Below are 26674 nucleotides of genomic sequence, written 5' to 3' on the forward strand. Positions count from 1 at the left end.
AAATTCATAACCATTGCCTAAATTTTTAACATCATGTCGATATGTTAAGCGGTCGATGATGAAATGATGGACATTTTGGCATGGAGAGTGAAGGGATCTGGATTGGCTTTGAGTTATCCGATGGTGCACACGGGCCTTAAGGCATAAATTTTGTGCACTACCCCTTTTGGCTTAGAAGGAGGAGTATCATGTCACCCGCTATTGACGAGAAGGTCGAACCCATTTTTCAAGAGGTCCTCGCCCGCAATCCGGGCGAAACGGAATTCCACCAGGCGGTCAGGGAAGTGCTCGAGTCCCTCGGCCCCGTTCTGGTGAAACACCCCGAGTTCTGCCACCACAAGATCATCGAGCGCATCTGCGAACCCGAGCGGCAGATCATCTTCCGGGTGCCCTGGCAGGACGACAAGGGGCAGGTCCAGATCAACCGCGGCTTTCGGGTCGAGTTCAACAGCTCCCTCGGGCCTTACAAGGGCGGCCTGCGCTTTCACCCCTCCGTCTACCTGGGGATCATCAAATTCCTGGGTTTCGAGCAGATCTTCAAGAACGCCCTGACGGGCCTCCCCATCGGCGGCGGCAAGGGGGGCTCCGACTTCGATCCCAAGGGGAAGTCGGATGACGAGATCATGCGCTTCTGCCAGAGCTTCATGACCGAACTCTATCGCCATATCGGTGAGCACACCGACGTTCCGGCCGGAGACATCGGGGTCGGCGGTCGGGAGATCGGGTTCATGTTCGGCCAGTACAAGCGCATCACCAACCGCTGGGAGGCGGGAGTGCTGACGGGCAAGGGCCTCGATTGGGGAGGTTCCCTGGCGCGCACCGAGGCGACGGGTTACGGCGCCACCTTCTTCGTCGACGAGATGCTGAAGGCCCGCAAGGACACCTTCGGCGGGAAAGTCTGCACCGTCTCCGGCTCCGGCAACGTGGCCATCTACACCATCGAGAAGATCCATCAGCTCGGCGGCAAGGTGGTGGCCTGCTCCGACTCCAACGGCGTCATCTATCATGAGCAGGGCCTCGATCTCGAACTGATGCAGCGGCTCAAGGAAGTGGAGCGCCGCCGGATCAAGGACTACTCAAATTACCACAAGGATGCCAAGTATATCGAGAGCGGCAACATCTGGGACATTCCCTGCCAGGTCGCCATGCCCTCGGCCACCCAGAACGAAATCAACGGCAAGGATGCCGCCAAGCTGGTGAAGAACGGCTGCATCGCCGTCGGCGAGGGGGCCAACATGCCGACGACCCCGGAAGGGATCAAGGTCTTCCTCGATGCAGGCATCGCGTACGGCCCCGGCAAGGCCGCCAACGCTGGGGGCGTCGCCACCAGCGCCCTGGAGATGCAGCAGAACGCCTGTCGCGACTCCTGGACCTTCGAGTACACCGAGCAGCGTCTCCAGCAGATCATGAAGAATATCCACGAGCTCTGCTATGAGACCGCAGAGGAGTACGGCACCCCCGGCAATTACGTGAACGGCGCCAACATCGCCGGATTTATCCGGGTGGCCAAGGCCATGGTGGCGATGGGCGTGATCTGATCGCCGGCTTTCGCGAGTGATAAAAAGGCCCGGCAATTGCCGGGCCTTTTTGCATCCTAATGGAAATTTTACAGCTTCGGCCTTTCTACCCCTCCTCCATGAAACAGATCACCTTCTGTCTCACCACATCCGCTGTCAGCCGCATGCCGGTATCCGGCGCCCGGTAGACCTTGACCACATTCTTGTAACGACTGCTCGCCGGCAGCAGGCCTTCGAGGGCGTTGCGCTGGGAGTGCATCCAGGCTTCGTTGAAGAAGCAGTTCCTGTTTTCGGGGAACAGGGCCACATAGAAGATGTCAGTTTCGACCAGGTCCTGGAAGAAATGGGAGCCGAAGGAGAGCTCCGGCATCAGGTCGCCGCTGGTGAAGGCGACCTCGGCGATGGCGGTGAAATTGTTGATCTCGGCGAAGGTGGTCGGCACCCCCAGCATCGGAGTCGATGTCCCCCAGCGTCCCGGGCCCAGAAGGATGGTGTGGTTTTCAGTTCTGTCGGCGATGCGCTTGTTGAGGCGGCCCACCAGACGGGCCACCTCATATTTATGAGCCAGGGGCAGCCGGAGGTATTCAGCCGGTTCGATCCAGATGATCCACTTGATCGCCTGGGAGATGTTGCCGCCCATGAAATTGCCTTCGGAACGAAAGACCGTGGCCGCTTCAGGAACAGATTCGGGGATGTCGACCTGAGCCTCCTGACCCTCCAGGCCCTTGGTCTGGAGCGGGCGGCATTGAACGACATCGATTTTGGCTGTTCCTTCGGCGGTGAAGTTGATCGTGAATTCCACGTCGACCGGATATTGGTAGGCTTCCTCAAGCGTTTTCAGCATCTTCCGCATGAGCCCGGTAAAGGAAATATCGGCGAGGAGGTTGTCGAACGTCAGCAGCCACACATCCCCCTTCCCCCCCCGTGATTTGAGAAGACGGGTGGTTTCATGGTCCTTGACGGCGTACCTGTGCCAGGGGATGTCGGACACCTCCCGGGTCAGATCCAGCAGCGACACGGTCTGCAGTACGTTGTCGTCAATGTTGAGCAGGTCGACGTCGCGCTGGGAGAATTTGCGGGCGTCCTCAAACCCCTTATGCGGCTTTTTCAGGGGCGCATCGAGAGCCACAATGCACGGGTAGTCGCCCTCGACCCGGTCCACCGCCCTGGTGCCGAGGCCGAGGACAAGCCGCAGCATTCCGGCCCTGGGATCCATCCCTTTGTCCCAGACGAAGGTATTGTAGGAGACTCCGACGCCGGCCAGATCGGGGAAGTAGCAGTGTTTGTGGTAGGCTCCGGAAACCCTCTGGATGAGCAGGGCCATCTGCTCGTCCTGCTGGTCGAGACCGCGCTGAAGACGGTAGGCGAGGGCCTCCTCGCTCATGGTGCTGGCGAAAATCTTGCGCACCGCCTCCTCGAATTGTCCGAGACGCTCCTCGGGCGAGCCCTGGTTGACGCAGAAGAAGCTGTCGTATTTGCCGGCGAAGGCGTTTCCGAAGCCGTCCTCGAGCAGGGAGCTGGAGCGGACGATGATCGGATATTGGCCGTAGTACTCGAGCATCTTGTGGAAACCCTCGCGGATCGTCTCCGGAAAGGTGCCGCGCAACATCTGCTCCCGCAGTTCGGCGGCCGCGCTGAAGTAGCCCTCCCGGGTCTTCTGCTGCATGAAGGGCTTCCACCAGCCGTTGTGAACGATGTAGGAGTAATAGACGTTGGAGCCGACGAAGAAGGAGTCGTGGGTTTCCAGATGTTCCTGCCAGTGGTAGAGAGGATCGTCGAGCAGGATGTTGTGGGCCAGCAGCATGCCCACCGCCTTGCCGCCGATGAATCCGGTGCCGATGAGGCGCGACTTGATATTGAGCAGATCCTGCAGGGAGAGGTGCTTCCTGGCCAGGGCGAGGATACGCTCTTCGCGGCCGATCATGTGCCGGCAGATGTGGTTCACCATCTCGGCTTCCTCTTCGGCCGAAGGAGCAGCTGTCAGGGTCTCGGCCTGGAGAAAGAGGCGGTGCCAGTGGTCGAGCTGGCGGTGGGTGCTGCCCGTCCTGCTCCTGGCGATGGTGCTCAAAAGCTCGGTGGCTTCATAACTGTTGGCCAGGGGGATGAACTGCTCGCCCTCCTTGCGGTGGGGCAGGAACATCGTCGGCGATCGGCGTTTCCACACCTTGAGAGGGTGGATGTGAAAGCTGTTGTCCTGGTTGTAGACATCGATCAGCACCTGGGTGGTGTCGCGGATGCGCTCGATGGTCTGAAAGGAGTGGCGGTCGCGGAACAGGGCGAAGTACGCCACCGTGTCGAGTTCGTAGAGATAGGGGCAGGTCACCCGGAAAAAGTTGCCCACCATGAAGTCGGTGGCCCAGGCGGAGAGCAGGTCGGAGAGGCAGTCAAAGACATAGAAGGCGTTGTGCCCCTCCTCTGTGAGGATGGTGTGGATGCGGGCGGCGAAGGACTCGAAGCCGCGACGGGCGTCGAGCTGGTACAAGGTGACGCGGGGCGATTCGCCGATCAGCGGTTCGTGGTCTCCGAATCGGATGTAGATGACCCTCTTGCCTTCCTTCAAGGCGTGGTCGACGAAGGGTCCGATAAAATAGCGGTAGTCCTCGATCGAATCGACTTTCCAGACGACATTGTCGCCGATGCGCAGGCCGTCGAGGATATTATCCAGGCCGGCATAGCCGGTCGTGATCCGGGTGACGTTCTCCATTGAGACTCCTTCTGTAGCCGGGTTCAGCAGGGAGGGGGCTTGAATCGTGATTTCGCCTCTTTTTATAGCATGGCAAGGAAAGAACTGCCAGGAGATTCAACCGGGACCCCGGGAGAGCAGGAAGGAACGCCACAAATGCCTAAATATTGTTCAACGCCGCCGTGCGTGGAACGCTTCGACAAGTTTGCCGAGAGACTCGTCCCATGGAGGACCGCCGACGTTCCTGGCTCCTTCCGGATCGTCAGAGCTCGTTGCCTGCAGCAAAATAGGATGGATTAATGGATCTGTTTGTGGAACTATGCCGGGAGACGAAGTCGATGCAGGCTGTGTGAAATCGGCGGTGTCCAGAAAGGCGGGATCATGGAAAATCTTCTCTGGTGGCATTGGATTTTACTGGGAATCGTCCTGGTGATTCTGGAACTGGCGGTCCCCTCCTTCACCATCTTCTGGTTCGGCCTCGGAGCCATCCTGACCGGACTGCTGGTGGCCGCGCTTCCTAATTTTTCCATCGCATGGCAACTGCTCGTCTTTTCCGCTTCGAGCATCGGTTTCACCTTCCTGTGGTTTCGCTACTTCCGTCCCGGAAAAAGGGACGTGCCGGCGGCGACAGGCGAACAACTCGCCATCGGCCAGACCGGAATTGCCGCCACCCGGGCACTGACGCCCGGGGAGGTCGGACAGGTGGTGTTTTCCGTTCCGGTCATGGGGCATGAATCGTGGGAATACACATCCGGCGAACCGATCAACACGGGGGAACGACTCAGGGTCATAGCCGTCCTGACCGTGGAAGGGGAGGACGGAGCCGGCAGCGCACCGCATCGGATTCTCAAGGTCGAAAAAATCAGATGAACACTGTCAACCCAAACCGAGGGGAAAAAGAATGAATATCGCTCTTATCATCATTGGCGCCATTTTAGTTCTGGTCATCGTCACGATCTTCGCCGGAATCAAGATCGTTCCGCAAGGGTATGAATATGTCATCATGCGACTCGGAAAATATCAGGTGACACTGAAGCCGGGTCTGAACATCATCATTCCGTACATCGATACCATTGCCGCCAAGGTAACCCGAAAGGACATCTCCCTGGACATCCCCAGCCAGGAGGTCATCACCAGGGACAATGCGGTGATCATCACCAACGCCATCGCCTTCGTCAACATTCATACCCCCCATAAGGCCATTTTCGGGATCGACCACTACGAGCATGCCACCCGCAATCTGGTGATGACCAATCTTCGCGCCATCGTCGGGCAGATGGACCTCGACGACGCTCTCAGCTCGCGGGAGCAGATCAAGGTCAAGCTGATCCAGGCGATCGCGACCGATCTTGAGGACTGGGGTTTGACCGTCAAAAGTATCGAAATCCAGGACATCAAGCCTTCCTCGACCATGCAGGCTTCCATGGAGCGGCAGGCGGCGGCGGAGCGGATCCGCCGGGCGGCCATAACCGAAGCCGAAGGAGAGAAGCAGGCCGCCATCCTGACCGCCGAGGGGAAAAAACAGGCGTCTATTCTGGCTGCGGAAGGGGACCTGGAAGCCTCCCGGCGCCAGGCCGAAGCCCGCATCGTGCTTGCAAACGCCACCAAGGATGCCCTGTCGCTGGTGCAGCAGGGGATCGGCTCCGAACAGCTGCCGGCCCTGTACCTGCTGGGGGAAAAATATATCGCCGCCCTGCAGGAGCTGGGCGTCTCCACCAATGCCAAAACGGTGGTCCTGCCGGCGGATCTCCCGGCGGCCCTCCAGGGGATGTTCGGACTCAAAGCCGTAAAATAACCGCCTTCCCCTTCTCCCGAACGAGGAACGTCCATGGCACTGAACCGCCGCACCGTACGTGATTTCTCCTATACAGGGGACGTCTGGCCCCTTATCGAGAGCTGGGCCGCGCAGACCGGCTTCGTCGAGCTGGACAAATCGTCGATCAGGCGGCTCTATCGGAAAGGAGGGGGGCTCCTCATGGCTCCGGCCTTTCTGGAGATCCGGCACGAAGGGGGCAGGGTCGTCCTGGAGGCCTGGGTAAAGGCGGACTTCTTTCTGATCCTGAGCGTTCTCGCCGGGCAAAAGCCGGAAACGGCCATCGAGTCCGGGGGGCTGACCGCCGCGCTCCCGCGCAAGAGGGCGCGCGAGGCGATCAATGAGCTCCTCTCACGGCTGGGTCAGCAACCGATCGCCTGATCCTTGAGCTCCGGGGCGAGGTTATTCCTTCATCTGGGCGGAAAAGGCTTGCGCGCCCTGCCGGATCTCCTCCGGCGTCAGATCCCTGGTGTGGGTGGCCAGACTCCAGCTGTAACCGAAGGGGTCCTGCACGGTTCCGACCCGGTCCCCCCAAAACATCTCCTGGACGGGCATCCGGGCCTCGGCCCCTGCGGCGACGGCGACGCGAAAAGCCTCGTCGACGTTCTCAAGATAAAGGTAGAAGCTGACCGGGGAGCCTCCGATGGTTTCCGCGCTTCTGCAGGCCTGCTCCGGATGCTCCTCGCCCATCATGACGACCGAGTCGCCGATCAGGATCTCGGCGTGCATCACCCCCTTGCCGTCGGGCCCCGGCATGACATACCGCTCCTGCGCGCCGAAGGCCCGCTTGTAGAAATCGATGGCCTTTCGGGCGTCCTGGAATGTGAAATAGGGTGTGATACTGTGATATCCTTCCGGGATTGTTTTTATCATGGATATTCTCCTGCCTTAAAATCCTAAGAACCTTCACCACCTTCGATTATCGCCCCTCCTCTGAAAAGAACTCAGCTCCCCCCCGCTCCGCGCGCCAGGTAGCCGCCGCCGGTGGCGAGGTACTCCCGGAAGAGCTGCGGAAACTCGGGGACGACCGAGGTGCGGACCGAATCCCGTCCGAGGAGGGCTTCGCTCCAGCGCTGCACCTTCGGCAGGCGGTCGAGGAGCCCGAGGGGCCGGAACTCCTCCATCAGGGCGATCCGCATGAATGCCGGGGCGATGGCGGCATCCATCAGGGAGAACCGCGGACCGTTGAAGAACGGACCCTCTCCGAGCTGTTTCTCCAGGCGTTCCAGCTTCTGCCGGGCCTCCCGGCGGCTCTCTTCGGACTCCGCCTCCTCCCCGGCCGTGTAAAGGCGGTACAGATCCACGAAAAGCTCGGAGGAGAATTCCATCCATCCCCGGTTGACTGCCTTACGCAGGGGATCCGGGGGATGCAGGGTGGGGGGATGGACCTCATCGAGATATTCGCAGATGACGGCCGATTCGAACAGGACCGCCTCCCCCACCTTGAGGACGGGCACCTTGCCCAGGGGCGAGAGACGCAGGAACCAGTCGGGCTTGTTTTTCAGGTCGATGTAGGTGACGTCGTGCTCGACCCCTTTTTCGTTCAGCAGGACGACCGCCCTCTGGACGTAGGGTCAGAGCTTGAAGCTGATCAGTTCGGGTCTGCCGGTCATAGCCGCCTCCTTTTTTCCCTGACAGTAGCACCCGGCGGGCGGATGTCAATAAAGACCGGGCCGGGCTTTTGCGGTGAATCCCACGTCGGCAGTCAGGCTCCGCCAAGCCACCAGCGAGGACTGAGCTTCCGTCCCGGGGAGTTCAGTATCCGTATTCTCCCGTTTCGATCTCCACCAAACGACCGTTTTCGAATCGCAGAATCCTGACGAACATATTCGGGCCGAGATTATAGGTCCATTCCTCGACAGTGACTTCCTGAAGCACTTCGAAAAACCCTCCCTCTCGGAAGACGCGGAAATAGCGCTTCTCAGGACGCTCTTCTCTTTCATCGGGCTCGCCGCATTTGCTCAGGACATCGTGGTGCCGGTCGCCGATGAGCACAAGCTGGCTGCCGCACCGCATTGCCGAAGCATTGCCGGCGCCAAGGAGCAAGCCCGAAACCAGAACCGAGACCACAGCGAGACGTTTCATCACCAATCCCTTTACCCTCAGTTTAGATGATTCTCCTGGGTAAAGGGTAAGTCAGAGGCTGTGCCATGCACTTCTCCCAACCAGGGCGACTACGGCCAAAGGAAACTGATAGACTGTGGAATGGGAGGTACACCATGTCCGCAGGCAAGAGGATTGCAGCAGTCCTTATCGTTCTCGTCTCTGCCGGTTTGGCTTTCTTCTGGTACGACTTCATGGGCCAGAGGGAAAGATGTCTGTCGTTAATGGCGCCGGAGGTTCTGTCGGAGAAGACTCTCGACGAGGGTCATGGCGTGCTCGCCGCCAATCTCGAGATTCCGTGGAGTCTCGACTTTCTGCCGGATGGGCGGATCCTGGTCACCGAGAGGCCGGGACGGGTCAGGCTCCTGCATCCGCAGACTGGCCTGGCGACGGAACCGGTTCTGGTGGTGGAGGAAGTCCGGCATCAGGGAGAAGGAGGACTTCTCGGCTTGGCGGTTCATCCCGATTTCGGGAACAACCGCCTGGTTTACCTCTACTACACCTATGAGAGCGGGCAGGGCCTCGCCAACAGGGTGGTCGCCTATACATTGGAGAATCATGCCTTGTCCGGGGCGCGGACCATCATCGAAGGCATCCCCGGAGCGCAAATCCACAATGGCGGACGGGTCAGATTCGGACCCGACGCCATGCTGTACGTCACTACCGGCGATGCGGGAACTCCCGAGGCCGCCCAGGACCGCTCTTCACTGGCGGGAAAGATCTTGCGGCTGCGCGATGATGGTTCCATCCCCGCCGACAACCCTTTTGCCGGCTCCCCGGTTTATTCCTCCGGTCACCGCAATCCGCAGGGGCTTGCCTGGGACAAGGGCGGCAATCTCTGGGCTACCGAGCACGGGCCGAGGGGACATGACGAAATCAACCGGATCGAACCTGGAAAAAATTACGGCTGGCCGGCCATTAAAGGCGATGAGCGAGCGCCGGGCATGGAATCACCCGTGCTGCACAGCGGCTCCGACACGTGGGCGCCTTCCGGGGCCGATATCCTCGGTGATTCGATGTTCATTGCGGGTCTGCGGGGGAGAGCGCTCTACCGGTTCAATCTCGATGCGGAGAACCCCGTCCTGACCGCCCGTCTCGAAGGGGCCTTCGGCAGACTGCGGACCGTGGCAGCCGGCCCGCGCGGGCTTCTCTATATCCTTACCAGCAATCGAGATGGCAGGACCATGCCCGCAGCGCAGGATGACCTGCTTCTGGTGGTGAATCCGGCACTGTTCTAGGCTGGAGTCTCTCGCACTCTCCAGGAAGGATAAGAACAGTGAGCGAAAACAAGCAGACCGTGCAGCGGTACTCTCCACAATCCTCTAGTCACTGCCGGTTGCAAGACCGCCGTCAGGTGATAGATTGCTGGCAGACAGTCCGCACGGAGCCGACGGCGGAGCTGCGATCATTTTCTCAACCGCGCGAAAGGAGACGAGCCATGGCGGAGATCAAGTGGGAAAGGGACTTCAGCGTCGCGCTGGCGCGGGCGAAGGCGGCGAAAAAGCCGATCTATCACGATTTCTGGTTCGAGGGGTGACTGGGCTGCATCGCCATGAATACGGGTCCGTATTCGAGCCAGGAAGTGAAAAAATACATCGAAGAGCGGTTCATCCCAGTGAAGAGCGAGTGTTTCTGGGACAAGCGGACCGACCTCATGAAGCGGTTCGCCGTCAAATGGACCCCCACCCTGCTGGTTCTCGACGCTGGGGGGGAGGAGCACCACCGGGTAGTGGGGTATGTCCCCGATGACGACTTTCTCGCCCACCTGGAACTGGGCCTGGGGAAGATCGCCTTCGACCGGGACCGGTATGCTGAGGCGGGAAACCATTTCCAGGCAGTCGTCGACCGGCATTCGGAGGCGGGAGCGGCCCCCGAGGCGGTTTTCCTGCATGGCGTAGCCGGCTACTGGAAGACCCATGACGCCAAGGCGCTGCGCCGAATCTTCGAGACGCTGTCGGCCAGGTACCCCCAGAGCGAATGGGCGCGAAGGTCAAGGCCCTATGAGCAGGTCCCCCTGTAAACCCGGCGCGGGGCATTCGGTGAGTCGGAGCCGAAGGGTAAGGCCGGAATCCGGCAAAGGTCGCTGTCAGGTGACCGGGACCGAGGTGGCCGAGCTGGAGGCGGTCATTTTTCCAGCAGGTCCTTCAGCGCCCTTAGATCGCGCTCGACCAGCCACATATCCTCGGCGTACTTCTCATCCGACATGTCGGGGAGCCGGAACAGGGTGAAGATGACCTCGCTGCCGGAACCGTTGGCGAGAATGCGCATGGGGACATGGACCTCGTCCCCGGATGGCGTGGTCACGTAATGGTCCATCACCCCGAAACTGTTCCTGTCGGCGAACCGGATTTTCATCGGCCCTTGCGGCGTGTCGACCATCCAATCGGGGCCTTGTTTTCTTACCGACCCGCCCAGTCCCTGCGCCCACTTCGGCAGATTCTCGGGGTTTGTTACAAATTCATACACTTTGCCGGGATCACATCGGATGGTTACACTCAAGGTCCGGGAGGACAAAATCGTCTCCATCTCGGTTTCTCCTCTCCCGGCCGTTTCGGGGCCGGCATGATCGATCTTGCTCCCAGCGGCGGCGCATCCCATCACCAGTCCCGCCGCGACCATCACCAGCAGGGTTGTTTTCATGCTGACCACCCTTCCCCTCGCTTTCCGTCCCTGCCTTTCCGCAGGTTCGGCTCGGTCGGAACCGGCAAGGCGCCCGTTTCACTTTATTCCCAATTCACGACCATTCAAGCCGTCCCTTTGTTGCGACGGTTCCCGCCGTCACGGGACACTTGGCCAAGGGGCGAGAGCGAGCTGGGCACTTGGAAACTTGGACCCTATGCCCCCCTTACTTGAAAAAGATTGATATTCTGAGTGACTAAAGGTAACCTTCTGATATTGTAAGCTATTCGGGAAGGATCTGTCATGTCGAGCGCCGATCGGATTTTGGACGACCTGCATCGAGCCAAATCAGAGTTAACAGCCCGTTTCAAGGTTCATGAAATCGGAGTCTTCGGTTCCGTGGTCCGGGGAGAGCAGCGGGAGGAAAGCGACATCGATATCCTGGTCGATCTGGGAGAAGGCGCCGATCTGCTCGATCTCATCGGACTGAGCCAGTTCCTCGAAGAGCGGCTCCATCATAAGGTCGATGTGGTGCCGAAGTCCGCTTTGCGGAAGGAAATCCGGGAAAGGGTGCTCAAAGAGGTGCGCTACCTGTGAGAGACCGGTCACTCTACCTGAAGGACATCCTGCGCGCAATCGAGAGCATCGAGACGTTCACGGCAGGGATGGACTTCGACACATTCCGGGCTGATGACAAGACGGCCAGCGCTGTGATCCGGAAACTCGAAATCATCGGCGAGGCCGTCAAGCAAATCCCTGAAGAGGTTAGAGAACGGTACCCCGACATCCCCTGGAAGCAGGTTGCCGGGATGCGGGACAAGTTGATCCATTTCTACTTCGGCGTCGACCCCGCCCTTATCTGGCAAACCATCGACAGACGTCTTCCACTGCTGAAGACGACCATCCGGAAGATGTTGGAGTCCGGAGTGCTCTGATCGATTTCGATTCAGGCAATCAATCCAATATCTTCCCAACCCGGCCTCCCTCACGATATCGGAAAAATAAATTCATCCCCTTTTCGGGGAGGAGAGCTTCGGCTCGGAATGGGAAGCGTGGTGCGCCACCGGTCTTTATCGAGAAGCGGCTTGCCCGGCCGAAGCAGGGTGAACGGGGCCGGTAGCTTGACCTCCATCGCGTCTATTTCAGACGCCTCGCCCACACAATCAGCGCCTCGACCAATTCCGCGATCTTCTCCCTCGTCTTCGGGTCGGTCAGCCGGCCCTTCTCATCGATCTTCTCCTGAGCAAAGGGGACCATCACCTCCGGACGGTTCAAGGGGTACATATTCAGAAAGACGCAGCTCTGGCGCAGGTGGTACTGGGCCCTCGCTGTGCCGAGCATGCCGATGGAGGCCCCCATGATCGCCACGGGTTTTCCCTCCAGGGCGTTGTCGCCGTAAGGCCGGGAAGCGCAGTCCAGGGCATTCTTCAAGACCCCGGGCATTGAGTAGTTGTACTCGGGGGTGACGATCAGCAGGGCATCGGCGGCGCGAATGGCCGCCTTGAACTCCCTGACTTTCTCCGCCGGCTGATTCTCCAGGTCCTGGTTGAAGAGAGGGATCCCTTCAAGGTCGAAAATCTCCAGTTGCGCCCCGGACGGAACCATTTCCTGCGCCGCCTTCAAGATGGCCCTGTTGTAAGATCCCCGGCGAAGGCTGCCGGCAAAACCTAGAATTGACAATTCCGAAGCCATGATTTCCTCTCCTTATTCCCGGCAGTCCTTTCCCCGTCGATGACGAACCACATCGGCATCGGCAGGTCCTGTGAAATTCCGGCCGATGCCCCTCCCCCATTCGACCTGCACAAAATTGCCGGAAAGCTCTCGTGCCTGCTATTGACCCTTCTCTTCCGGCAAACACCACTCCTCTTTGATCTCGCAGAGTCTTGCAAGCATCTCTTCGTACTCTTTGTTAATTGCCGCCCTTTCCGTCAGGTCGAGAGGCTGGATCATGTATCCATGGGGGCCGGGAAGTATGATAAAAGGATACATGCCGCCGAGTTCCCCGCCGCCGATGTCATCCTTGGATACATTGGGGGCATAGTACATGACGTGCGGGTAGTTAATGATGACGACACGGTCGCTTTCTTCCGGGTTGTCGTACGTTCTCAGTATGGGAGACAGCATGTATGAGATGCCGGCTCGTTCCGGCGCTTTGTAGTATCCTGCTTTGTGACGGTCCTGCATGATTCTCTTCAGTTCACCGGGAGGAGTACCCTTGGCCTGCATCTCTGCTGCGTCAAAGAAGATCCGCATCTGCGCCTTGGAGCCCGCGTTGTCAAAGGAAATCGGGTAGAGAATATCGTCTCTATATTCCGTCAAGGGCCAGGACCCCCTGAACGCATCATCGCCGGTTCGAGCAACAAAGGCGTGGAATCCATTCGTACCCTTGCGGGCAACTTCGAAGCCCTTGTCAAGGTTTAGTACATAGACTGTTGCGTTATCCCTGAGGTGCGGCGGCAACGCGCTCATCGCCAGCTGGATTTCCAGATCCCGCGGCAACGGCTCGATTTTCTTCATTGCTTTGGGAGTCTGTTTATCCTCGGCGCCCGCTGCAAGCGAGAACAATAGACCTGCAATTACGGCAATTGCCTGAACCTTTATCATCTCCATGATCTGGGCTTTATTACTTGGTCTTGCAGTCTTCTGTTGCCATATCTTCCCCCTGTTTATTGGCGATCTCAGTTTGTCATTTGCTTTCCCTCTGTGCTCATGACAAAAGATCTCAATTCGACGATCCTGTCGCCACGGAAGCGGTAGATGTCGCAATAGGAGTATGGCGCCGTTTTTCCATCCTTGTCCTTCATCGTCATGTCGCCGTGGGACGCAACCAGGTCACCCTCGGCGATTACGTTGTCGACGGTAAACTTTGGCGGCTCAAAGTCCATTGATGCCAGCCATTGGCGAATATCATTCTTTCCGGTAACGGTCTTGTCGCCGACCATCGTCCACTTCACGTCGTCCGCGCAGAACGACAGAAATCCTTCCACGTCGTTTTGGGCAAAGGCGGCGTTTACCTTTTCCACGATTTCTTTGTTTCTGGCTGACATGTGACCCTCTCCTTTTTCAGGTAGATGCCTTAACCAGGCGTTTTCTCTTTTGGCTGATCAGTATCTTCCGCGGCAAGCCGCTTGCGGCGAGCAAGCTCGGCCTCAGTGGGGACCTCAAGCGCGAACGATCCGGTCTTGACTTCTCCTGAGCGGACGTACGTGGCAACGATGACTCCACTTGGTGAAAACGCGCTTTCAAGCAATTTGAATCCGACCGGAATCGTGCCTTCGGCGAACAGGCGCTTGCCCCTGCCGAGAGTGATGGGAAATATTTTCAGCCGCAGCTCGTCGACCAGGTCATGATTCAGTAGTGTTTGAATGAGATTGCCGCTGCCATGAACTTGTATTTCCGGCCCGTCCTGTTCCCTCAGTTTCTTAATTTCCGTCGCGACATCTCCCTTGATGAGCTTGGAATTGCTCCAGTCGAGCCTTGTCAGGGTCTTTGAAGCCACATATTTTTTCGCCTTGTTAAATCCGGCTGCAATGAGATTTTCATCGGTTTTCCTGTACGGCCAGTACGCCGCGAATATCTCATACGTCTTTCTGCCGAGCAGTAAATCGAAGGGCTTGTTCATTTGCCCGTCCATCACTTTTCCAAGGAAGTCATCAAAGTAACCGGCAACCCACCCGCCGTGCTCGAACCCGCCAGTGGGATCTTCTTCAGGCCCGCCGGGAGCCTGCATCACTCCATCAAGGGTTATGAAAGACAGAACAACCAGTTTTCTCATACTATCCTCTCGCGTATGCCTGCTTGAGGGCTGCAATGTCCCTATAGCACCCTGACGTTGGAAGGCAACTGTTGAAAATCATCGGTCCTTGGCAGCGCTTTAACAGCTTCGAGAAGTCCCGCCGGCGCGGCGACAAGTTTCCTGGCCGACAGGTCGAGCCAACCTCCTGCACTGGTCACCCTGGCTGCAAGCTTACCGTCGGGACGGAAAAACTCGTTCCGAATGATCCATCGGCTTCCATCTTCGGCAAGCCCGGCGATGGAGAGAGTAATCTTGAGTTCGTCCAGAAGGTTGACTTCGCGGAAGTACTCGATCTCGTCCTTTTGGATGACCGGCCCTAGCCGCAGTCGAGAGAACTCGCTCATTGGAAAACCATGTTCCGAGAAAAATATCATGCGTACATCGCCGGACTTGTCCAGATAGGCCGTGTTCCTCATATGTGCGTTGAAGTCCATGTCGCCCCAGCCCGCCATCAGTTTTTTCTCGTACATCTCATTGCTCCTGAGACGCCTTCCGCGCCTTCGATCCAAACCCGAATCAGGGTAAAAAACCACGCACGACTCTCATTATTGACATGACGTTTCTCCTTTAGCTTCTCGCGGAAAGTCAACCGCCCCCGAGCGAACTGGTCGGAAAGCCTCCAGAGCTGTGATTTTTCGCGCACACCTTCCGAAAACTTTGCCCCCGGCCTGTTGAGGTCCTCCCGGCGGGCTTTACGGATTTCTGGTGAAGTAGCTCGTCATGAGGTTCCGGTAGTTTGGAATGTGGTTTGAAAAAAGCGTGCCCAGACCCTCGATGTCGTTGCGCCAGTCCCGGTGCAGTTCACACGCCATGGCGAACCAGTTCATCAATTGCACGCCCGCGGCCTGCATCCGCAACCAGGCACTGTGACGGGTGACCTCGTTAAAGGTTCCGGAGGCATCGGTAATCACGTAAACCTCGTATCCTTCCTCAATCGCGGAAAGTGCCGGGAAGGCCACGCAGACTTCCGTCACCACACCGGCGATGATGAGCTGCTTGCGTCCGGTCTGCTTGATCGCCCTGACGAAATCCTCGTTATCCCAGGCATTGATGTTCCCGGGCCTCGCAATGTAAGGCGAGTTCGGGAACATCTCCTTCAATTCCGGCACCAGTGGTCCGTTAGGGCCGTTCTCGAAGCTGGTGGTCAGAATCGTGGGCAGCTCGAAGTACTTGCCGCAGGCAGCCAGGGCCAGGACGTTGTTCTTGAACTCGCCAGGAGAAAAGTCCTGAACCAGCGAAATCAAGCCTGCCTGATGGTCCACCAGCAACAAGGCGGCATCGTCTTTAGAAAGCCGGATGTACGTGAACGATTTACTCATGATGACTCCTCCTACGGTTGATCGATGGGTGGAAGATCTCCAGGCCTTCGATCTTCGCGGCCTGCAGCGGGTGTATCGTCCGGAAAATTCCCAAAAACAATGACCGAACCACCTCTCAGGATATCCATCCTTCGGCAGCTCGGCCATCTTCTCGCCTCGGAGACCCGTGGCTTTCCGTCCCTGCCTCTCGGCAGGTTTGGCGTTGTCGGGATCAGCCATCTCTTGCGAATTCACTGTATCCCGCTTTTCCAACCCGTCAAGTCATCCCCTGTTCATCGGGTCGGAAGGTGTCAGACTGATCCTGAGTCGGCCTGCGTGAACCTTGCGAAGGGTGGTGTCCGCATTTGGAATAATCCATTGCAGTTACAGTCCAGGTGGTACTTCAGCCGTGCCCTTATATACTTAAGAAGCGTACTCATCTTCGACCGGGTGAATTCTCATGCTGAACAGAGCGCAGGCCATCGCCGCGGACATCATCCGCATCCGTCGGGAGATCCACCGTCACCCCGAACTCGGATATCGGGAAGAGCTCACCTCTGCCTTGATCGCCGGCGAACTGGCGGCGCTCGGCATCCCCTGCCGACGGGGAGTCGCCCGCACCGGCGTGGTGGCGGAGATCGGGCAGGGCGACGGCCCGACGGTCGCTCTGAGGGCCGACATGGACGCCCTGCCTATCACCGAGGAGACCGGCCTCCCCTTCGCCTCGGAGCATCCGGGGCTCATGCACGCCTGCGGTCATGACGCGCATGTGGCCATGCTGCTCGGCGCGGCGCGGCTGCTGAAGGGGGCATCCTTCACGGGCCGGGTGCGCCTCCTCTTCCAACCCTCGGAAGAGGACAACAAAGGGGACGCGGAGGGCTTCTCCGGTGCGAAGAGGATGTTGATGGAAGGGGCTCTGGAGGGGGTCGATGCGGTGCTGGGGCTGCATCAGGCGCCGATGCTCCCCACCGGAATCATCAGCCTGCGCGATGGGCCGGTGCTGGCCGCCGCCGACCGCCTCAGCTTCGTGGTGCACGGCCGCTCGGCCCATGCCGGGGTCAATCCCGAGGCCGGAATCGACGCCGTGGTCATCGCCGCCGAACTGGTGACCCTGCTGCAGACGGTGGTCTCACGCAACGTGGGTCCCAACGACCAGGCCGTCGTCAGCATCGGCACCATCGCAGGGGGATCTAACTACAACGTGGTCGCCGACCGGGTCGTCCTCTCCGGCACCACCCGCGCCCTCAATGACGAGACTTACGACAGGAATATCGGCCGCATCGAGAGCATCTGCCGCAACCTGGCCCGGATGCATGATACCGCCATCGACTTCAAGGTGGAGCACGCCGTGCCCGTCACCCGCAACGACCCCCGAGTCACCGCGGTCGCCAGAGAGGCGGCGGCGAAGATATTCCCTACGCCGGGGATCGTCGCCGTGCCGCCGATGCTGGGCGGCGAGGATTTCGCCTATATCGCCGCACGGATCCCGTCCTGCTTCGCCCTGCTCGGCACGAAAGATCCGCAGCAGGATGCGACCTCCCTGCACCATCCCCGGATGCTTCTGGATGAAGCCGCCCTCCCTTTTGGTGCGGCGTTCCTTGCCCAGGCGGCAGTGGACGTGCTGGCGAGTTTTCCGTAACCCGCCTTATTCACATTCCGCCTGCCCCGCAATGGGTGTCGCCGGCGCTGCCTCCCGGGTCAGGGCCATAAGGCGCATCCCTGCAATTCCCGCCAGGCCTATCAAAAGCAGGATCAACAGCACGACTCCGTTCCATCCCCACAGACCGTAGAAAAAACCGCCGCCGGTTCCGGAGACGCTCGACCCGAGGTAATAGGAAAACAGGTAAAGGGAAGACGCCTGGGCCCGGTAATGGGTGGCCAGGAAGCCGACCCAGGCCGAGGCTACCGAGTGGGCGCCGAAGAATCCGATGGTGAAAATCACGATGCCGATCACGACGGCGGGCAAACCGGAAAACATGGTTAGAATGAGCCCTGACGCCATGATCGAAAAGGAGGCGAAGAGGATCGTGCTTCGGCCGAACCGGTTGACCAGGGAACCCATGAAACTCGAACCGAAGGCGCCGAACGCATAGGCGAGGAAGATGGAGGCCACCTGGGTCTGGCTCAGACCGAATCCCGGGCCCAGGAGGCGGAAGGTGACATAGTTATAGAGGGTGACGAATCCTCCCATGCAGGTGAAGGCTACCAGGAAGAGACAAAACAATCCGGGGTTTCGCAGGTGACTCAGAAGTGACGTCGTGAGCTGCCCCGGGTTGAAGGAGCGGCGCTCGAAATTGCGCGAGGGCGGCAGCAGGAGCAGAAAGAGCAGCCCCAAGGCCAGGCTGATCATCCCGATGACCCCGACGGCCGGCCGCCAGGGCATGAAGTCGGCCAGCCAGGCGGTAAGGATGCGCCCCGTCATGCCGCCGAAGGCGTTCCCGGCGATATAGAGACCCATGGCGCTTCCGACCGCCCGAGGTTCCATCTCTTCGCTCAGGTAGGCCATGGCTACCGCCGGAACGCCGGCCAGAACGATCCCCTGTACCAGACGCAGGGCGAGGAGAGTCGACAGGGACTCGCCGTAGGCGGTGGCGAAGGTCAGCAGAGAGGTCAGGATGACCGCCAGTCCCATCAGAGGCCGCCGCCCCAGGGCGTCGGAGAGAGTTCCGGAGAGCGGCAGCGTACAAGCCAGGGCGAAGGTGGCAAAGGAAAGGGAAAGGCTGGCTACAGTCGGGGTAATCCCGAATTCACTGACCAGATTCGGAAAGAGGGGCTGAAAATCATAGAGGGTGGAAAAGGTAACGAATCCGGCAATGAAAAGAGCGAAGTTGGCCCTCCTGTACTCCCTGGTTCCCCGGAAAATAAGTTTTGCATTCCCCATGCTCAACCTCTTTTTTCACCTTTCAATACTATCCATCAAAAGCTTACTTCCAGGCTATGCATAAGTAAAATATATTGTTATTATTTTTACGATATAAATTTTTTATGGATATCTGATGGACTTGCGCCAACTCCGTGTTTTCGTCGAGGTCGCCCGCCAGGGAAGCTTTACCCGGGCCGCTGAATACCTGCGCGTTGCCCAGCCGGCGGTCAGCATCTCGATCCGCAAACTCGAGGAGGAACTCGATCTCATCCTCCTGAACCGCCAGGAAAAACGCGTGAGCCTCACCGCCGAAGGAGAAGCCCTGCTGATCCATGCCAGGGGAATCCTCGAGAATTTCAGGGCGGCCGAGGCGGAGATGGCTGAATTGCGGGGGCTGGGCGGCGGTGAGGTGCGGGTCGGAATTCCTCCGATGATGAGTTCATACTGTTTCCCGCTGATCATCAGGGATTTCCGAGTGCGCTATCCGAACCTGAAACTGTCCGTCAATGGCGAGGGAGCCGCAATCATCCAGAGGATGATCTCCAAGGGAGAGATCGATATGGGCGTAATCGCCGGACACAAGATTCCGGAGGGCCTTGAGTATCAGCACTTCCTGCGCGAGGAGATCGTCGCCTGCGTGCCGGCAAACCATCCTCTGGCCGGACACGATGCGATCGCCTTTTCAGACTTTCTGCAGGAGCCCCAGATTGTTTTCAAAAAGGGATATTATATGCGGGAGCTGATGGACGAGCTGGCGGAGAAGATCGACCTGAAACCGAAGGTCGTCTTCGAAACAAACCTCTTCTCCCTGGTGCGGTCGCTGGTGAAAGAGCGGCTGGGAATCTCGACTTTTCTGCGTATGGTCGTCAGCGGAGATCCTGAATTGGCGGCCGTTTCCTTTAATCCGCCGCTTCACCTGGACCTTGTGATCGCCTGGAAAGCGAACAGGCACCTTTCACGGGCCAACCGTGCGTTCATCGATTTTCTGCACGAAAACACCAGAGGTCGGGAGAGTATTTGATGCCCGTCCGAATTCAAAGAGAGTGCTCTTTCTCGTTTCACTCCTAGATCTTTAAACGGCCACATTCAACCCGATATTGACGTTTTTCGGGGCAGAACCTGCGTTCCGCCTGCCCGTTTCCGGGAAATCGGTGGAATTTGTGTTAATTTTAAAGAAAAGACCGGGCGAATAATGGAGAACACCAGCAGCGATATCCATTCGGAAAAAGAAGATGATCCCCCGCGTCTGGAGATGAGCCGGGAGGGGGAGACCTTGTGGCTGCGCATCGCCGGAACTTGGCGCAGGGATTTTCGCCTGCCGCCGGCGGAAGCGGTAGAAACGCAACTCCGTGGCGCCCCCGAAGTGCGTCGTCTCGCCTACGACTCGGGAGATATGGGAGAATGGGACAGTCTTTTGCTGACTTTTCTGCTGCAGGTTGACGCCCGGTGCGCCGAACGAGGGATATCGGTGGACGCGGCCGGTCTGGCCGAAGGGGTGCGAAGGCTCCTTGCCCTGGCAGAGGCCGTACCGGAGAAAAAGGAGATGCGCCGGGGCGCGAGGCGCCCTTCCTATCTGATCCGGCTCGGCGAGAGGACCATGGCCCTTGGCAGTTCCACCGCCGGCACCCTGGCATTCATGGGAGAGACCTTCCTGAGCGTGACTCGCCTTGTAGCCGGCAAGGGGCGGTTCCGCGGCTCCGACCTGCTTCTCTACATCCAGGAGAGCGGCGCCGGAGCCCTGCCGATCATCACCCTGACCAGCCTTCTGGTCGGGCTGATACTGGCCTTCATGGGGGCGGTTCAGCTGCGGGTATTCGGGGCCGAAATCTACATCGCCAACCTGGTGGGCCTGGGGATGGCCCGGGACATGGGGCCGATGATGACAGCCATCATCATGGCCGGCCGCACCGGGGCGGCCTACGCCGCGCAGCTGGGCGCCATGCAGGGCAACGACGAAATCGACGCCTTCCGCACCCTGGGCATCTCGCCCGTGGACTACCTGGTGCTGCCGCGGCTCATTGCCCTGACCCTCATGGTACCGCTTCTGACCGTCTATGCGGACGTGATGGGGATCCTGGGGGGCGGACTGGTCGGGGTGGCCATCTTCGATATCACTCCCATCCAGTACCTGGTGCAGACGCGGGAGTCGGTGGCGCTGACGCATTTCTGGGTGGGTCTGACCAAGAGCGCGGTCTATGGCGGGATCGTGGCATTTTCCGGCTGCCTGCGGGGGATGCTCTGCGGCCGCAGCGCCGCCGATGTCGGCACGGCGACGACATCGGCGGTAGTCACGGCCATCGTCTGGATCATCATCGCCTGCGCCATTCTCACCGTCATATTCCATGTACTCGGCCTCTGAAGGGACGCCGCATGACCACAGAGAAATTCCTTGCCGAACCTCCCATCACCGTTCGAGAGCTGACCATGGCCTACGGGGATACCGTCATCCAGCGCGATCTCGACTTCACGGTCAATCGCGGGGACATCTTCATCATCATGGGCGCCAGCGGCAGCGGAAAAAGCACCCTGTTGCGCCACATGATAGGGCTTAATGCCCCCGTTCACGGGCAGGTCCTCTTCCATGGAACCGATTTCTGGGCGGCGGATGAAGGGGAACGCAACCGCATTCGCCGTTCGTGCGGTGTTCTCTATCAGAGCGGCGCGCTCTGGAGTTCCATGACACTGGCCGAGAACGTGGCCTTTCCCCTGCAGGAGCATACGAATCTTGCGCCGCCCCGGATCCGCGAAATCGTCGCCCTCAAACTGGCCCTTGTGGGGCTCTCCGGCTTCGAGGGTTACTATCCGGCCGAGCTCAGCGGAGGCATGCAGAAGCGGGCCGGTCTGGCGCGGGCCATGGCTCTCGATCCCGAGATCCTCTTCTTCGACGAGCCCTCCTCCGGTCTGGACCCGGTAAGCGCCCAACTGCTGGACGAGCTAATCCTGGAGCTGCGCAACAGCCTTTCCGCCACCGTTGTAGTGGTCACCCACGAACTGGCCAGCATCTTCGCCATCGGCACCAATTCAATCTTCCTCGATGCCGAGTCCCACACCATGATCGCCCGGGGAGCGCCGAAAGAGCTGCTGAGTTCGTCGGACGACCCCCGGGTGCGCCGTTTTCTGACTCGCGGCCGGGAGGCGGCATGAGCAGAAGAGCCAACCCGGCCCTGATCGGCGCCTTCGTCCTCGGGGCCATCGCCCTGGTGGTGGCCGGCATCATGGTCTTCGGCAGCGGCCGGTATTTCACCGACACGCGCACCTTCATCCTCTTCTTTCCCGGATCGGTGCGCGGCCTCAATGAAGGGGCTCCGGTGCTCCTGCGGGGTGTCCGGGTCGGCTCGGTGGTGGACGTCAATATCTTGCTGGACCCCGAGAAGATGGGCTTCCGTATTCCCGTGCTCATCGAGATCGATCCCGAGCACATCAGCGTACTCGACGGCCCCCCGATTGGAAAGGAGCGATCTCCTGACGAAATGGCGCGTCTCCTCATCGCCCGTGGGCTGCGCGCCCAGCTGCAGCTGCAGAGCTTCCTCACCAGCCAGCTGCTCATCAACCTGGACATTTATCCCGATACGGAGCCGCGTCTCGTCGATGTGGATACGCCCCACATCCAGATCCCCACCATTCCTTCCAATCTGGAGAGGCTCTCACAGACCCTCGGGGAAATCCCCCTGGAGGAAATGGTCCGGAAAACGTTCCTGACCCTGGAAGGAATCGAGCGTTTCGTCAACGCCCCCGAGCTGACCAGCAGCCTGCGCTCCCTGGACTCCACGCTGAGGGAGGTCCATGAACTTGTGGGGACCCTGGATCAGCGTCTCGGTTCGACGGACCAACGCCTTGAATCAACCCTGCGGGAAGCGCAGGAACTCCTTCAGAATCTGAACCGCCAGGTCGAACCGCTGATGAGCACGCTGCGGGAGACATCCAGGACCGGCCGGCAGACCCTGGAGAGCGCGGAGCAGTTCATGAATTCCCTTGAGGGAATGACCGGAGAAGATGCTGAGATCCGCTACCGGCTGACCGAAACCCTTCGGGAAGTCGCCCTGGCCGCCCGCTCCCTGCGCAGCCTCGCCGATTTTCTGGAAGCGAATCCCGATGCCCTGCTGCGAGGCCGGCGGACGATAGGAGAACCCTGAATGCGCCATCCGATGATTTTAGCCGGCGTCCTGATCCTGCTGTCCGGCTGTATCAATCTGGGAGAGGGAACCAGGCAGCGGATCCGTCTGTATACCCTGCAGCCGACGGTCTCCGCCGCCGAGCCCCGTTTCGGCCTGGCGGGACAGAGCGTGGGGGTCGGGCCTGTTTATCTTCCGGACTATCTGCAGCGCACCCAGGTGATCACCCTCGATGCGCCCAACGAGTACCGGCTTGCAGAATTCGCCAAATGGGCCGAGCCCCTGGAAGAGAATATCCTGCGGGTGACGGCGGAGAACCTTTTCCGGCTCCTGGAGAGCGAACGCATCCTGACTTTCCCCTGGCGGAGCGGCCGGAAGCCGGGTTACCTGATCCGCATGGATATCAGGCGCTTCGAGGCCGTCACCGGTGATGCCGCCCATCTCACCGTCCAGTGGACCATCGAGCCGCAGGAGAGCGAAAAAGCCCCCCGCAACGGTCTTTTTCAAGGGAAATCGCCGCTTCAGGGGGAAGGGACCGAGGCAGTTGTGGCAGCGATGAGTCGCACCCTCGGCGATTTCAGCCGGCGGATGGCGGAGGAGCTGGCGCGGTTTGCGGAGCAGGGAAAAGCCGGGTCATAGCTGCAGAAAGGCAACGGCCAGGAGCGTGAGGCCGATTCCGAGAATCCGACGGGGGGTCATCCTCTCCCGGTAGAGCAGGACCGAAAGAGCGACGGCGATGACGAAATGCATCCCGGTGATGAGGGCGATGACCGACAGAGGACCGCTTTCGAGGGCGGTCAAAAAGGCATAGAATCCGAAAAAATTGAGCACGCCCATACAGAGGCCGATCCAGACGGCCTCGCCGGACTTTACCCCGGGGCTTTTCCCGCCCCGATTCTTCCTCTCCAGAGCCAGCGCGAAAAGGGTCCCCAGCAGGTACGACAGGGCCATGAATCCTGCCTTGCTGGTGGAGACCGCCGCGAATTTGCTCGATATGGATGCGACGGCGCCGCAGAGCACGCATGCCGCGGCAAAAAGAAAGCCGGTACGGGGGTTGCCCCGGTGCCCGGATTTGTCTCCGGCTTCCCCGGCAAACACGAAGACCACCGAGAGTCCCAGAAGCATTCCCGCCATCTGCAGCGGCTGCGGCCGCTCACCGAAGTAAACAATGGAAAAAAAAATCACCACCAGGATGCTCAATCGGGTGATTGGAAAGGTGACTGTCGCCGGCAGATGTTTGAGGGCCTCCATATGAGCGACGGTGGCCAGGGCGAAAGAGGCGCTGTTGACCAGCGCCAGCATGAGGAGGATGGAAATTTCGCCGGCGCTTTCACCCGAGGCGAGGAAGGCGGCGCCGCTCAGCAGGGTGACGGTTCCCATGAAAACGGCGGTTGTCAAAGCCGAGCTGCAGTTTCGCTCCGCCGCGACCTTGTAGAGAAAACGCTGAGCCCCCAGAAGAACCAGGGCGGCGATACTGAAAAAATACCAGTCTGTCATTGCGCCCCTTCAAGGATGAACCATCGTTGCAGAAAGCTTCGGGAAATTGGGCCTGTAGAGCTTTAATGCCGGAGGAAAGACTTGACCCGAGATCGAGAAAAGCGGAGAATCGGGTGAGTTGCCGCACGACAAGATGGCTAAACCTTACACGAACAGACTTTGAAAGATAAGGAGAATTATCGATGCAATGGATTAAATCCCGGCGTCTGCGTTATCTGGCCGGGTCCACCGCAATACTGCTGCTCACCCTGGCGCTGTTGCGCTTTGTCTTTTTGTTCGGCTTCGCGGATATCGACCTTCGCACGATCGACAGTTCCGCCTTGTGGAAGACCGTGGGAATCGGCCTGCGTTTCGACCTGCGGCTGGCGCTGCTGATCATGCTGCCGCTCGCCCTGCTGTGCTATCTTCCATTCTGGAATATGTCCGGAAGCCGACGCGCGCGCCTTCTCGGCAATGTGTATCTGGCCGTGGCGCTGCTGGCTGTCGGCCTGGTCTATGTCATCGATTTCGGCCATTACAACTACCTGGGCGTGCGGATCAACGCCACCGTATTGCGTTTTGCCGGCGATGCGGACATATCCGGCACCATGCTCTGGCAAAGCTATCCGGTGGTGTGGATCACCCTGGGCTGGCTGGGAGGCTGCGCCGCCGTCCTGCTCGCCCTGTTTTCCCTCGAGCGGGTCACCCTGGAGCGCCGGCCGGTCGGCATATCCCGCAAGTCCGCCGCCCTCGGCAGCGCCGTGGTTGTTCTGCTGGTCTTTCTCGGCGTGATGGGCCGGGTGAGCGACATCAATATCAAAAATCCCATCCCTCTGCGCTGGAGCGACGCCTTCTTCTCAGGCGACCGGCAGCTGGCCGCAGCGGGTTTGAATCCGGTCATTTTCCTCTATGACACCCTGCTGATACCCCAGGATCCCTACGACCGTGAGACAGTTGCAAATTATTACGACACCATGGTCGACTACCTGGGCATCGACCAGCCGGACCGGAAGGCGTTGAACTTCGTTCGCCACATCGGCACTCAGCCGCACCGGCTGTCGGTCGAGCGTCCGCCGAATGTGATCTTCATCATGCTCGAATCACTCGGCGCCAGCCGGGTAGGCGCCTACGGCAATCCCCTGAAACCGACCCCCAATCTGGATGCCATCGCCGCGGACAGCTGGTTCTTCCGTCATTTCTATATCCCGGTGGTGAGCACGGCGAAGACGGTATGGGCCAGCATCACCGGAATCCCTGACGTCTCCCGGGAGGAAACGGCGTCGCGAAACCCTCTGATTACCCGCCAGCATACCCTGCTCAATGCCTTTGAGGGTTATCGCAAACTGTACATGATCGGCGGCAGCGCCGGCTGGGCCAACCTGAGCGCCCTCATCCGCGAGAGCACGGGGATGGAGCTTATCCAGGAAGGCGACTGGCAGTCGCCCAATGCCGATGTGTGGGGAATCTCGGATCTGAACTTGTTCAAGGAGGCGGACCGCATCCTGCGCGACCTGCCGGCGGATGAGCCTTTCTTCGCTTATATCCAGACGGCCGGCAATCATCGCCCCTTTACAATTCCCACGGACAACGATGATTTCAAGACAGTCGAACTGCCCCTCGAGGAAGTTCAAAAGTGGGGCTTTCGCTCCGTGGAGCAGTTCAATGCCGTGCGTCTCATTGACTACGACATCGGCCGGTTTCTCCAGATGGCTCGCGAGAGCGGCTATTTCGACAACACCCTCTTCGTCTTTTTCGGCGATCACAACAACAGGATCACCACCATTCCCCATATGCCCCCTGCTTTCGAGCAGCTGGGGCTTGAAAGCAACCACGTCCCGCACATGATTTATGCGCCGGCCCTGCTGCAGCCCCGGGTGATCGACGAAGCGGTCAACCTGGTGGACGTTCTGCCCACCGTCGCCGGTCTGGCGGGGCTGGAGTACACCAACCGGACCATGGGGCGCGATCTGCAGCTGTCTTCCCAAGGACGTGACCGGGCGGTTCCGCTGGTGCTGGAGGAGGGGAGTTTTCCTGTCATCGGAGCGGTGACCAGCGAATACCTGGTCAAAATGAACTGCGACGGCAGCGAGGCCACCCTGCATGAGCTGTCTTCGGATTCGCCCCTGGAGGATGTGTCCGGACGTCATCCGGAAGAGTTCGATCGCCTCAGGAAAGTTGCGCACGGCGCCTATGAAACCTCGCGCTACATGTTGTACGATAATGCGAGAAAATGAGATACCGGTAAAAGAAACTGACTAGGAGGGTGTCGGACTATACGGGCCGAAGCGAAAATTTGGAAGCTTGAGACCAGATTTCGGCTCGTTTGAGAGCTCATAGCCATAGCTATGGGCCGAAAAGGAGCTGAAATATGGGCCAAGCAGCCGAATTTGCAGC

Annotated in this window: 28 protein-coding genes, 1 pseudogene and 1 riboswitch; of the genes and pseudogenes, 15 read left to right on the forward strand and 14 right to left on the reverse strand. The window is 59.4% G+C overall.

Annotated elements, in window-relative coordinates; all coding sequences use genetic code 11:
* Window positions 1-188 precede the first annotated feature (188 nt).
* Window positions 189-1538, forward strand: coding sequence for an NADP-specific glutamate dehydrogenase (gene gdhA / locus DTF_RS0100075; RefSeq protein WP_027713675.1), 1350 nt, complete (start codon window positions 189-191; stop codon window positions 1536-1538).
* A gap of 85 nt (window positions 1539-1623) precedes the next feature.
* On the opposite strand, the gene DTF_RS0100080 is transcribed toward gdhA, so the two are convergent.
* Window positions 1624-4221 carry a PEP/pyruvate-binding domain-containing protein gene (locus tag DTF_RS0100080; protein ID WP_027713676.1) on the reverse strand — a complete coding sequence of 866 codons (2598 nt, stop codon included), beginning with the start codon at window positions 4219-4221 and terminating at the stop codon, window positions 1624-1626.
* 360 nt (window positions 4222-4581) lie between these two features.
* Here DTF_RS0100080 and DTF_RS21030 point away from each other — a divergent pair, with 360 nt between their 5' ends.
* From DTF_RS21030 to DTF_RS0100095, 3 genes are read left to right on the forward strand one after another with little or no spacing between them, the layout of a single operon-like run.
* The gene (locus DTF_RS21030) at window positions 4582-5070 is read left to right on the forward strand and encodes an NfeD family protein (protein ID WP_051360567.1); all 489 of its coding nucleotides are present in this window, start codon (window positions 4582-4584) and stop codon (window positions 5068-5070) included.
* A gap of 31 nt (window positions 5071-5101) precedes the next feature.
* Window positions 5102-5995 (forward strand): SPFH domain-containing protein, encoded by an 894-nt coding sequence (locus tag DTF_RS0100090; protein WP_027713677.1) that lies wholly within the window; start codon window positions 5102-5104, stop codon window positions 5993-5995.
* Window positions 5996-6028: 33 nt separating this feature from the next.
* The gene (locus DTF_RS0100095) at window positions 6029-6394 is read left to right on the forward strand and encodes a hypothetical protein (RefSeq protein ID WP_027713678.1); all 366 of its coding nucleotides are present in this window, start codon (window positions 6029-6031) and stop codon (window positions 6392-6394) included.
* A gap of 21 nt (window positions 6395-6415) precedes the next feature.
* Here DTF_RS0100095 and DTF_RS0100100 read toward each other — a convergent pair whose 3' ends face one another.
* From DTF_RS0100100 to DTF_RS0100110, 4 genes and pseudogenes are all read right to left on the reverse strand, one after another.
* A complete protein-coding gene (locus tag DTF_RS0100100; RefSeq protein ID WP_027713679.1) occupies window positions 6416-6886 on the reverse strand; it encodes a VOC family protein in 471 nt (156 codons plus the stop codon).
* 71 nt (window positions 6887-6957) lie between these two features.
* Window positions 6958-7341, reverse strand: coding sequence for a glutathione S-transferase C-terminal domain-containing protein (locus tag DTF_RS27535; RefSeq protein ID WP_255342716.1), 384 nt, complete (start codon window positions 7339-7341; stop codon window positions 6958-6960).
* 60 nt (window positions 7342-7401) lie between these two features.
* Window positions 7402-7575, reverse strand: a pseudogene (locus DTF_RS27540) (glutathione S-transferase family protein); the annotation flags it as partial.
* Window positions 7576-7768: 193 nt separating this feature from the next.
* Window positions 7769-8098 (reverse strand): DUF2845 domain-containing protein, encoded by a 330-nt coding sequence (locus tag DTF_RS0100110; RefSeq protein WP_027713680.1) that lies wholly within the window; start codon window positions 8096-8098, stop codon window positions 7769-7771.
* Between the two features lie 134 nt (window positions 8099-8232).
* Between DTF_RS0100110 and DTF_RS0100115 the strand changes: the two genes are divergently transcribed.
* Together DTF_RS0100115 and DTF_RS21040 are read left to right on the forward strand one after the other, a co-directional pair.
* Window positions 8233-9354, forward strand: coding sequence for a PQQ-dependent sugar dehydrogenase (locus DTF_RS0100115; protein WP_027713681.1), 1122 nt, complete (start codon window positions 8233-8235; stop codon window positions 9352-9354).
* Window positions 9355-9698: 344 nt separating this feature from the next.
* Window positions 9699-10136: a thioredoxin fold domain-containing protein gene (locus DTF_RS21040; protein WP_051360568.1), complete on the forward strand. Its 438-nt coding sequence runs from the start codon at window positions 9699-9701 to the stop codon at window positions 10134-10136.
* A 104-nt stretch (window positions 10137-10240) separates the two neighbouring features.
* On the opposite strand, the gene DTF_RS0100130 is transcribed toward DTF_RS21040, so the two are convergent.
* Window positions 10241-10756 carry a hypothetical protein gene (locus tag DTF_RS0100130; protein WP_226989091.1) on the reverse strand — a complete coding sequence of 172 codons (516 nt, stop codon included), beginning with the start codon at window positions 10754-10756 and terminating at the stop codon, window positions 10241-10243.
* 282 nt (window positions 10757-11038) lie between these two features.
* Here DTF_RS0100130 and DTF_RS0100135 point away from each other — a divergent pair, with 282 nt between their 5' ends.
* Together DTF_RS0100135 and DTF_RS0100140 are read left to right on the forward strand one after the other, a co-directional pair.
* Window positions 11039-11332, forward strand: coding sequence for a nucleotidyltransferase family protein (locus DTF_RS0100135; RefSeq protein ID WP_027713683.1), 294 nt, complete (start codon window positions 11039-11041; stop codon window positions 11330-11332).
* Window positions 11329-11670, forward strand: coding sequence for a DUF86 domain-containing protein (locus tag DTF_RS0100140; RefSeq protein WP_027713684.1), 342 nt, complete (start codon window positions 11329-11331; stop codon window positions 11668-11670). The genes DTF_RS0100135 and DTF_RS0100140 overlap by 4 nt, the downstream gene beginning before the upstream one ends.
* Before the next feature lie 202 nt (window positions 11671-11872).
* On the opposite strand, the gene DTF_RS0100145 is transcribed toward DTF_RS0100140, so the two are convergent.
* From DTF_RS0100145 to ycaC, 6 genes are all read right to left on the reverse strand, one after another.
* Window positions 11873-12427, reverse strand: coding sequence for an NADPH-dependent FMN reductase (locus tag DTF_RS0100145; RefSeq protein WP_027713685.1), 555 nt, complete (start codon window positions 12425-12427; stop codon window positions 11873-11875).
* A 138-nt stretch (window positions 12428-12565) separates the two neighbouring features.
* Window positions 12566-13345 (reverse strand): hypothetical protein, encoded by a 780-nt coding sequence (locus DTF_RS0100150; RefSeq protein WP_027713686.1) that lies wholly within the window; start codon window positions 13343-13345, stop codon window positions 12566-12568.
* Between the two features lie 68 nt (window positions 13346-13413).
* A complete protein-coding gene (locus DTF_RS0100155; protein ID WP_027713687.1) occupies window positions 13414-13782 on the reverse strand; it encodes a nuclear transport factor 2 family protein in 369 nt (122 codons plus the stop codon).
* A 29-nt stretch (window positions 13783-13811) separates the two neighbouring features.
* Window positions 13812-14510: a dihydrofolate reductase family protein gene (locus DTF_RS21045; protein ID WP_051360570.1), complete on the reverse strand. Its 699-nt coding sequence runs from the start codon at window positions 14508-14510 to the stop codon at window positions 13812-13814.
* 41 nt (window positions 14511-14551) lie between these two features.
* Window positions 14552-15001, reverse strand: coding sequence for a thioesterase family protein (locus tag DTF_RS0100165; RefSeq protein WP_027713688.1), 450 nt, complete (start codon window positions 14999-15001; stop codon window positions 14552-14554).
* Window positions 15002-15223: 222 nt separating this feature from the next.
* Complete coding sequence (gene ycaC, locus DTF_RS0100170) at window positions 15224-15850, reverse strand: isochorismate family cysteine hydrolase YcaC (RefSeq protein WP_027713689.1); 627 nt, start codon at window positions 15848-15850, stop codon at window positions 15224-15226.
* A 130-nt stretch (window positions 15851-15980) separates the two neighbouring features.
* Window positions 15981-16061: riboswitch (cyclic di-GMP riboswitch) on the reverse strand.
* A 228-nt stretch (window positions 16062-16289) separates the two neighbouring features.
* Between ycaC and DTF_RS0100175 the strand changes: the two genes are divergently transcribed.
* Window positions 16290-17468 carry a M20 family metallopeptidase gene (locus DTF_RS0100175; protein ID WP_051360572.1) on the forward strand — a complete coding sequence of 393 codons (1179 nt, stop codon included), beginning with the start codon at window positions 16290-16292 and terminating at the stop codon, window positions 17466-17468.
* 6 nt (window positions 17469-17474) lie between these two features.
* On the opposite strand, the gene DTF_RS0100180 is transcribed toward DTF_RS0100175, so the two are convergent.
* Window positions 17475-18710: an MFS transporter gene (locus DTF_RS0100180; protein WP_027713691.1), complete on the reverse strand. Its 1236-nt coding sequence runs from the start codon at window positions 18708-18710 to the stop codon at window positions 17475-17477.
* 115 nt (window positions 18711-18825) lie between these two features.
* Here DTF_RS0100180 and DTF_RS0100185 point away from each other — a divergent pair, with 115 nt between their 5' ends.
* From DTF_RS0100185 to DTF_RS21050, 5 genes are all read left to right on the forward strand, one after another.
* Entirely contained in the window at window positions 18826-19713 is an 888-nt protein-coding gene (locus DTF_RS0100185) for a LysR family transcriptional regulator (RefSeq protein WP_027713692.1), read from the forward strand.
* Window positions 19714-19884: 171 nt separating this feature from the next.
* Window positions 19885-21051: an ABC transporter permease gene (locus DTF_RS0100190; RefSeq protein WP_051360574.1), complete on the forward strand. Its 1167-nt coding sequence runs from the start codon at window positions 19885-19887 to the stop codon at window positions 21049-21051.
* Window positions 21052-21062: 11 nt separating this feature from the next.
* Window positions 21063-21836, forward strand: a complete 774-nt coding sequence (locus DTF_RS0100195; protein WP_035055052.1) for an ABC transporter ATP-binding protein — start codon at window positions 21063-21065, stop codon at window positions 21834-21836.
* The gene (locus tag DTF_RS0100200) at window positions 21833-22825 is read left to right on the forward strand and encodes an MlaD family protein (RefSeq protein WP_027713695.1); all 993 of its coding nucleotides are present in this window, start codon (window positions 21833-21835) and stop codon (window positions 22823-22825) included. Before DTF_RS0100195 ends, DTF_RS0100200 begins: the two co-directional genes overlap by 4 nt.
* The gene (locus DTF_RS21050) at window positions 22826-23443 is read left to right on the forward strand and encodes a membrane integrity-associated transporter subunit PqiC (RefSeq protein ID WP_051360576.1); all 618 of its coding nucleotides are present in this window, start codon (window positions 22826-22828) and stop codon (window positions 23441-23443) included.
* Here the strand turns inward: DTF_RS21050 and DTF_RS0100210 are convergent.
* Entirely contained in the window at window positions 23438-24301 is an 864-nt protein-coding gene (locus DTF_RS0100210; RefSeq protein ID WP_027713696.1) for a DMT family transporter, read from the reverse strand. The genes DTF_RS21050 and DTF_RS0100210 overlap by 6 nt on opposite strands.
* Before the next feature lie 182 nt (window positions 24302-24483).
* Between DTF_RS0100210 and DTF_RS0100215 the strand changes: the two genes are divergently transcribed.
* The gene (locus DTF_RS0100215) at window positions 24484-26514 is read left to right on the forward strand and encodes an LTA synthase family protein (protein ID WP_027713697.1); all 2031 of its coding nucleotides are present in this window, start codon (window positions 24484-24486) and stop codon (window positions 26512-26514) included.
* The last annotated feature ends 160 nt before the right edge of the window (window positions 26515-26674 follow it).

Source organism: Desulfuromonas sp. TF, assembly GCF_000472285.1.
Lineage (GTDB): Bacteria > Desulfobacterota > Desulfuromonadia > Desulfuromonadales > ATBO01 > ATBO01.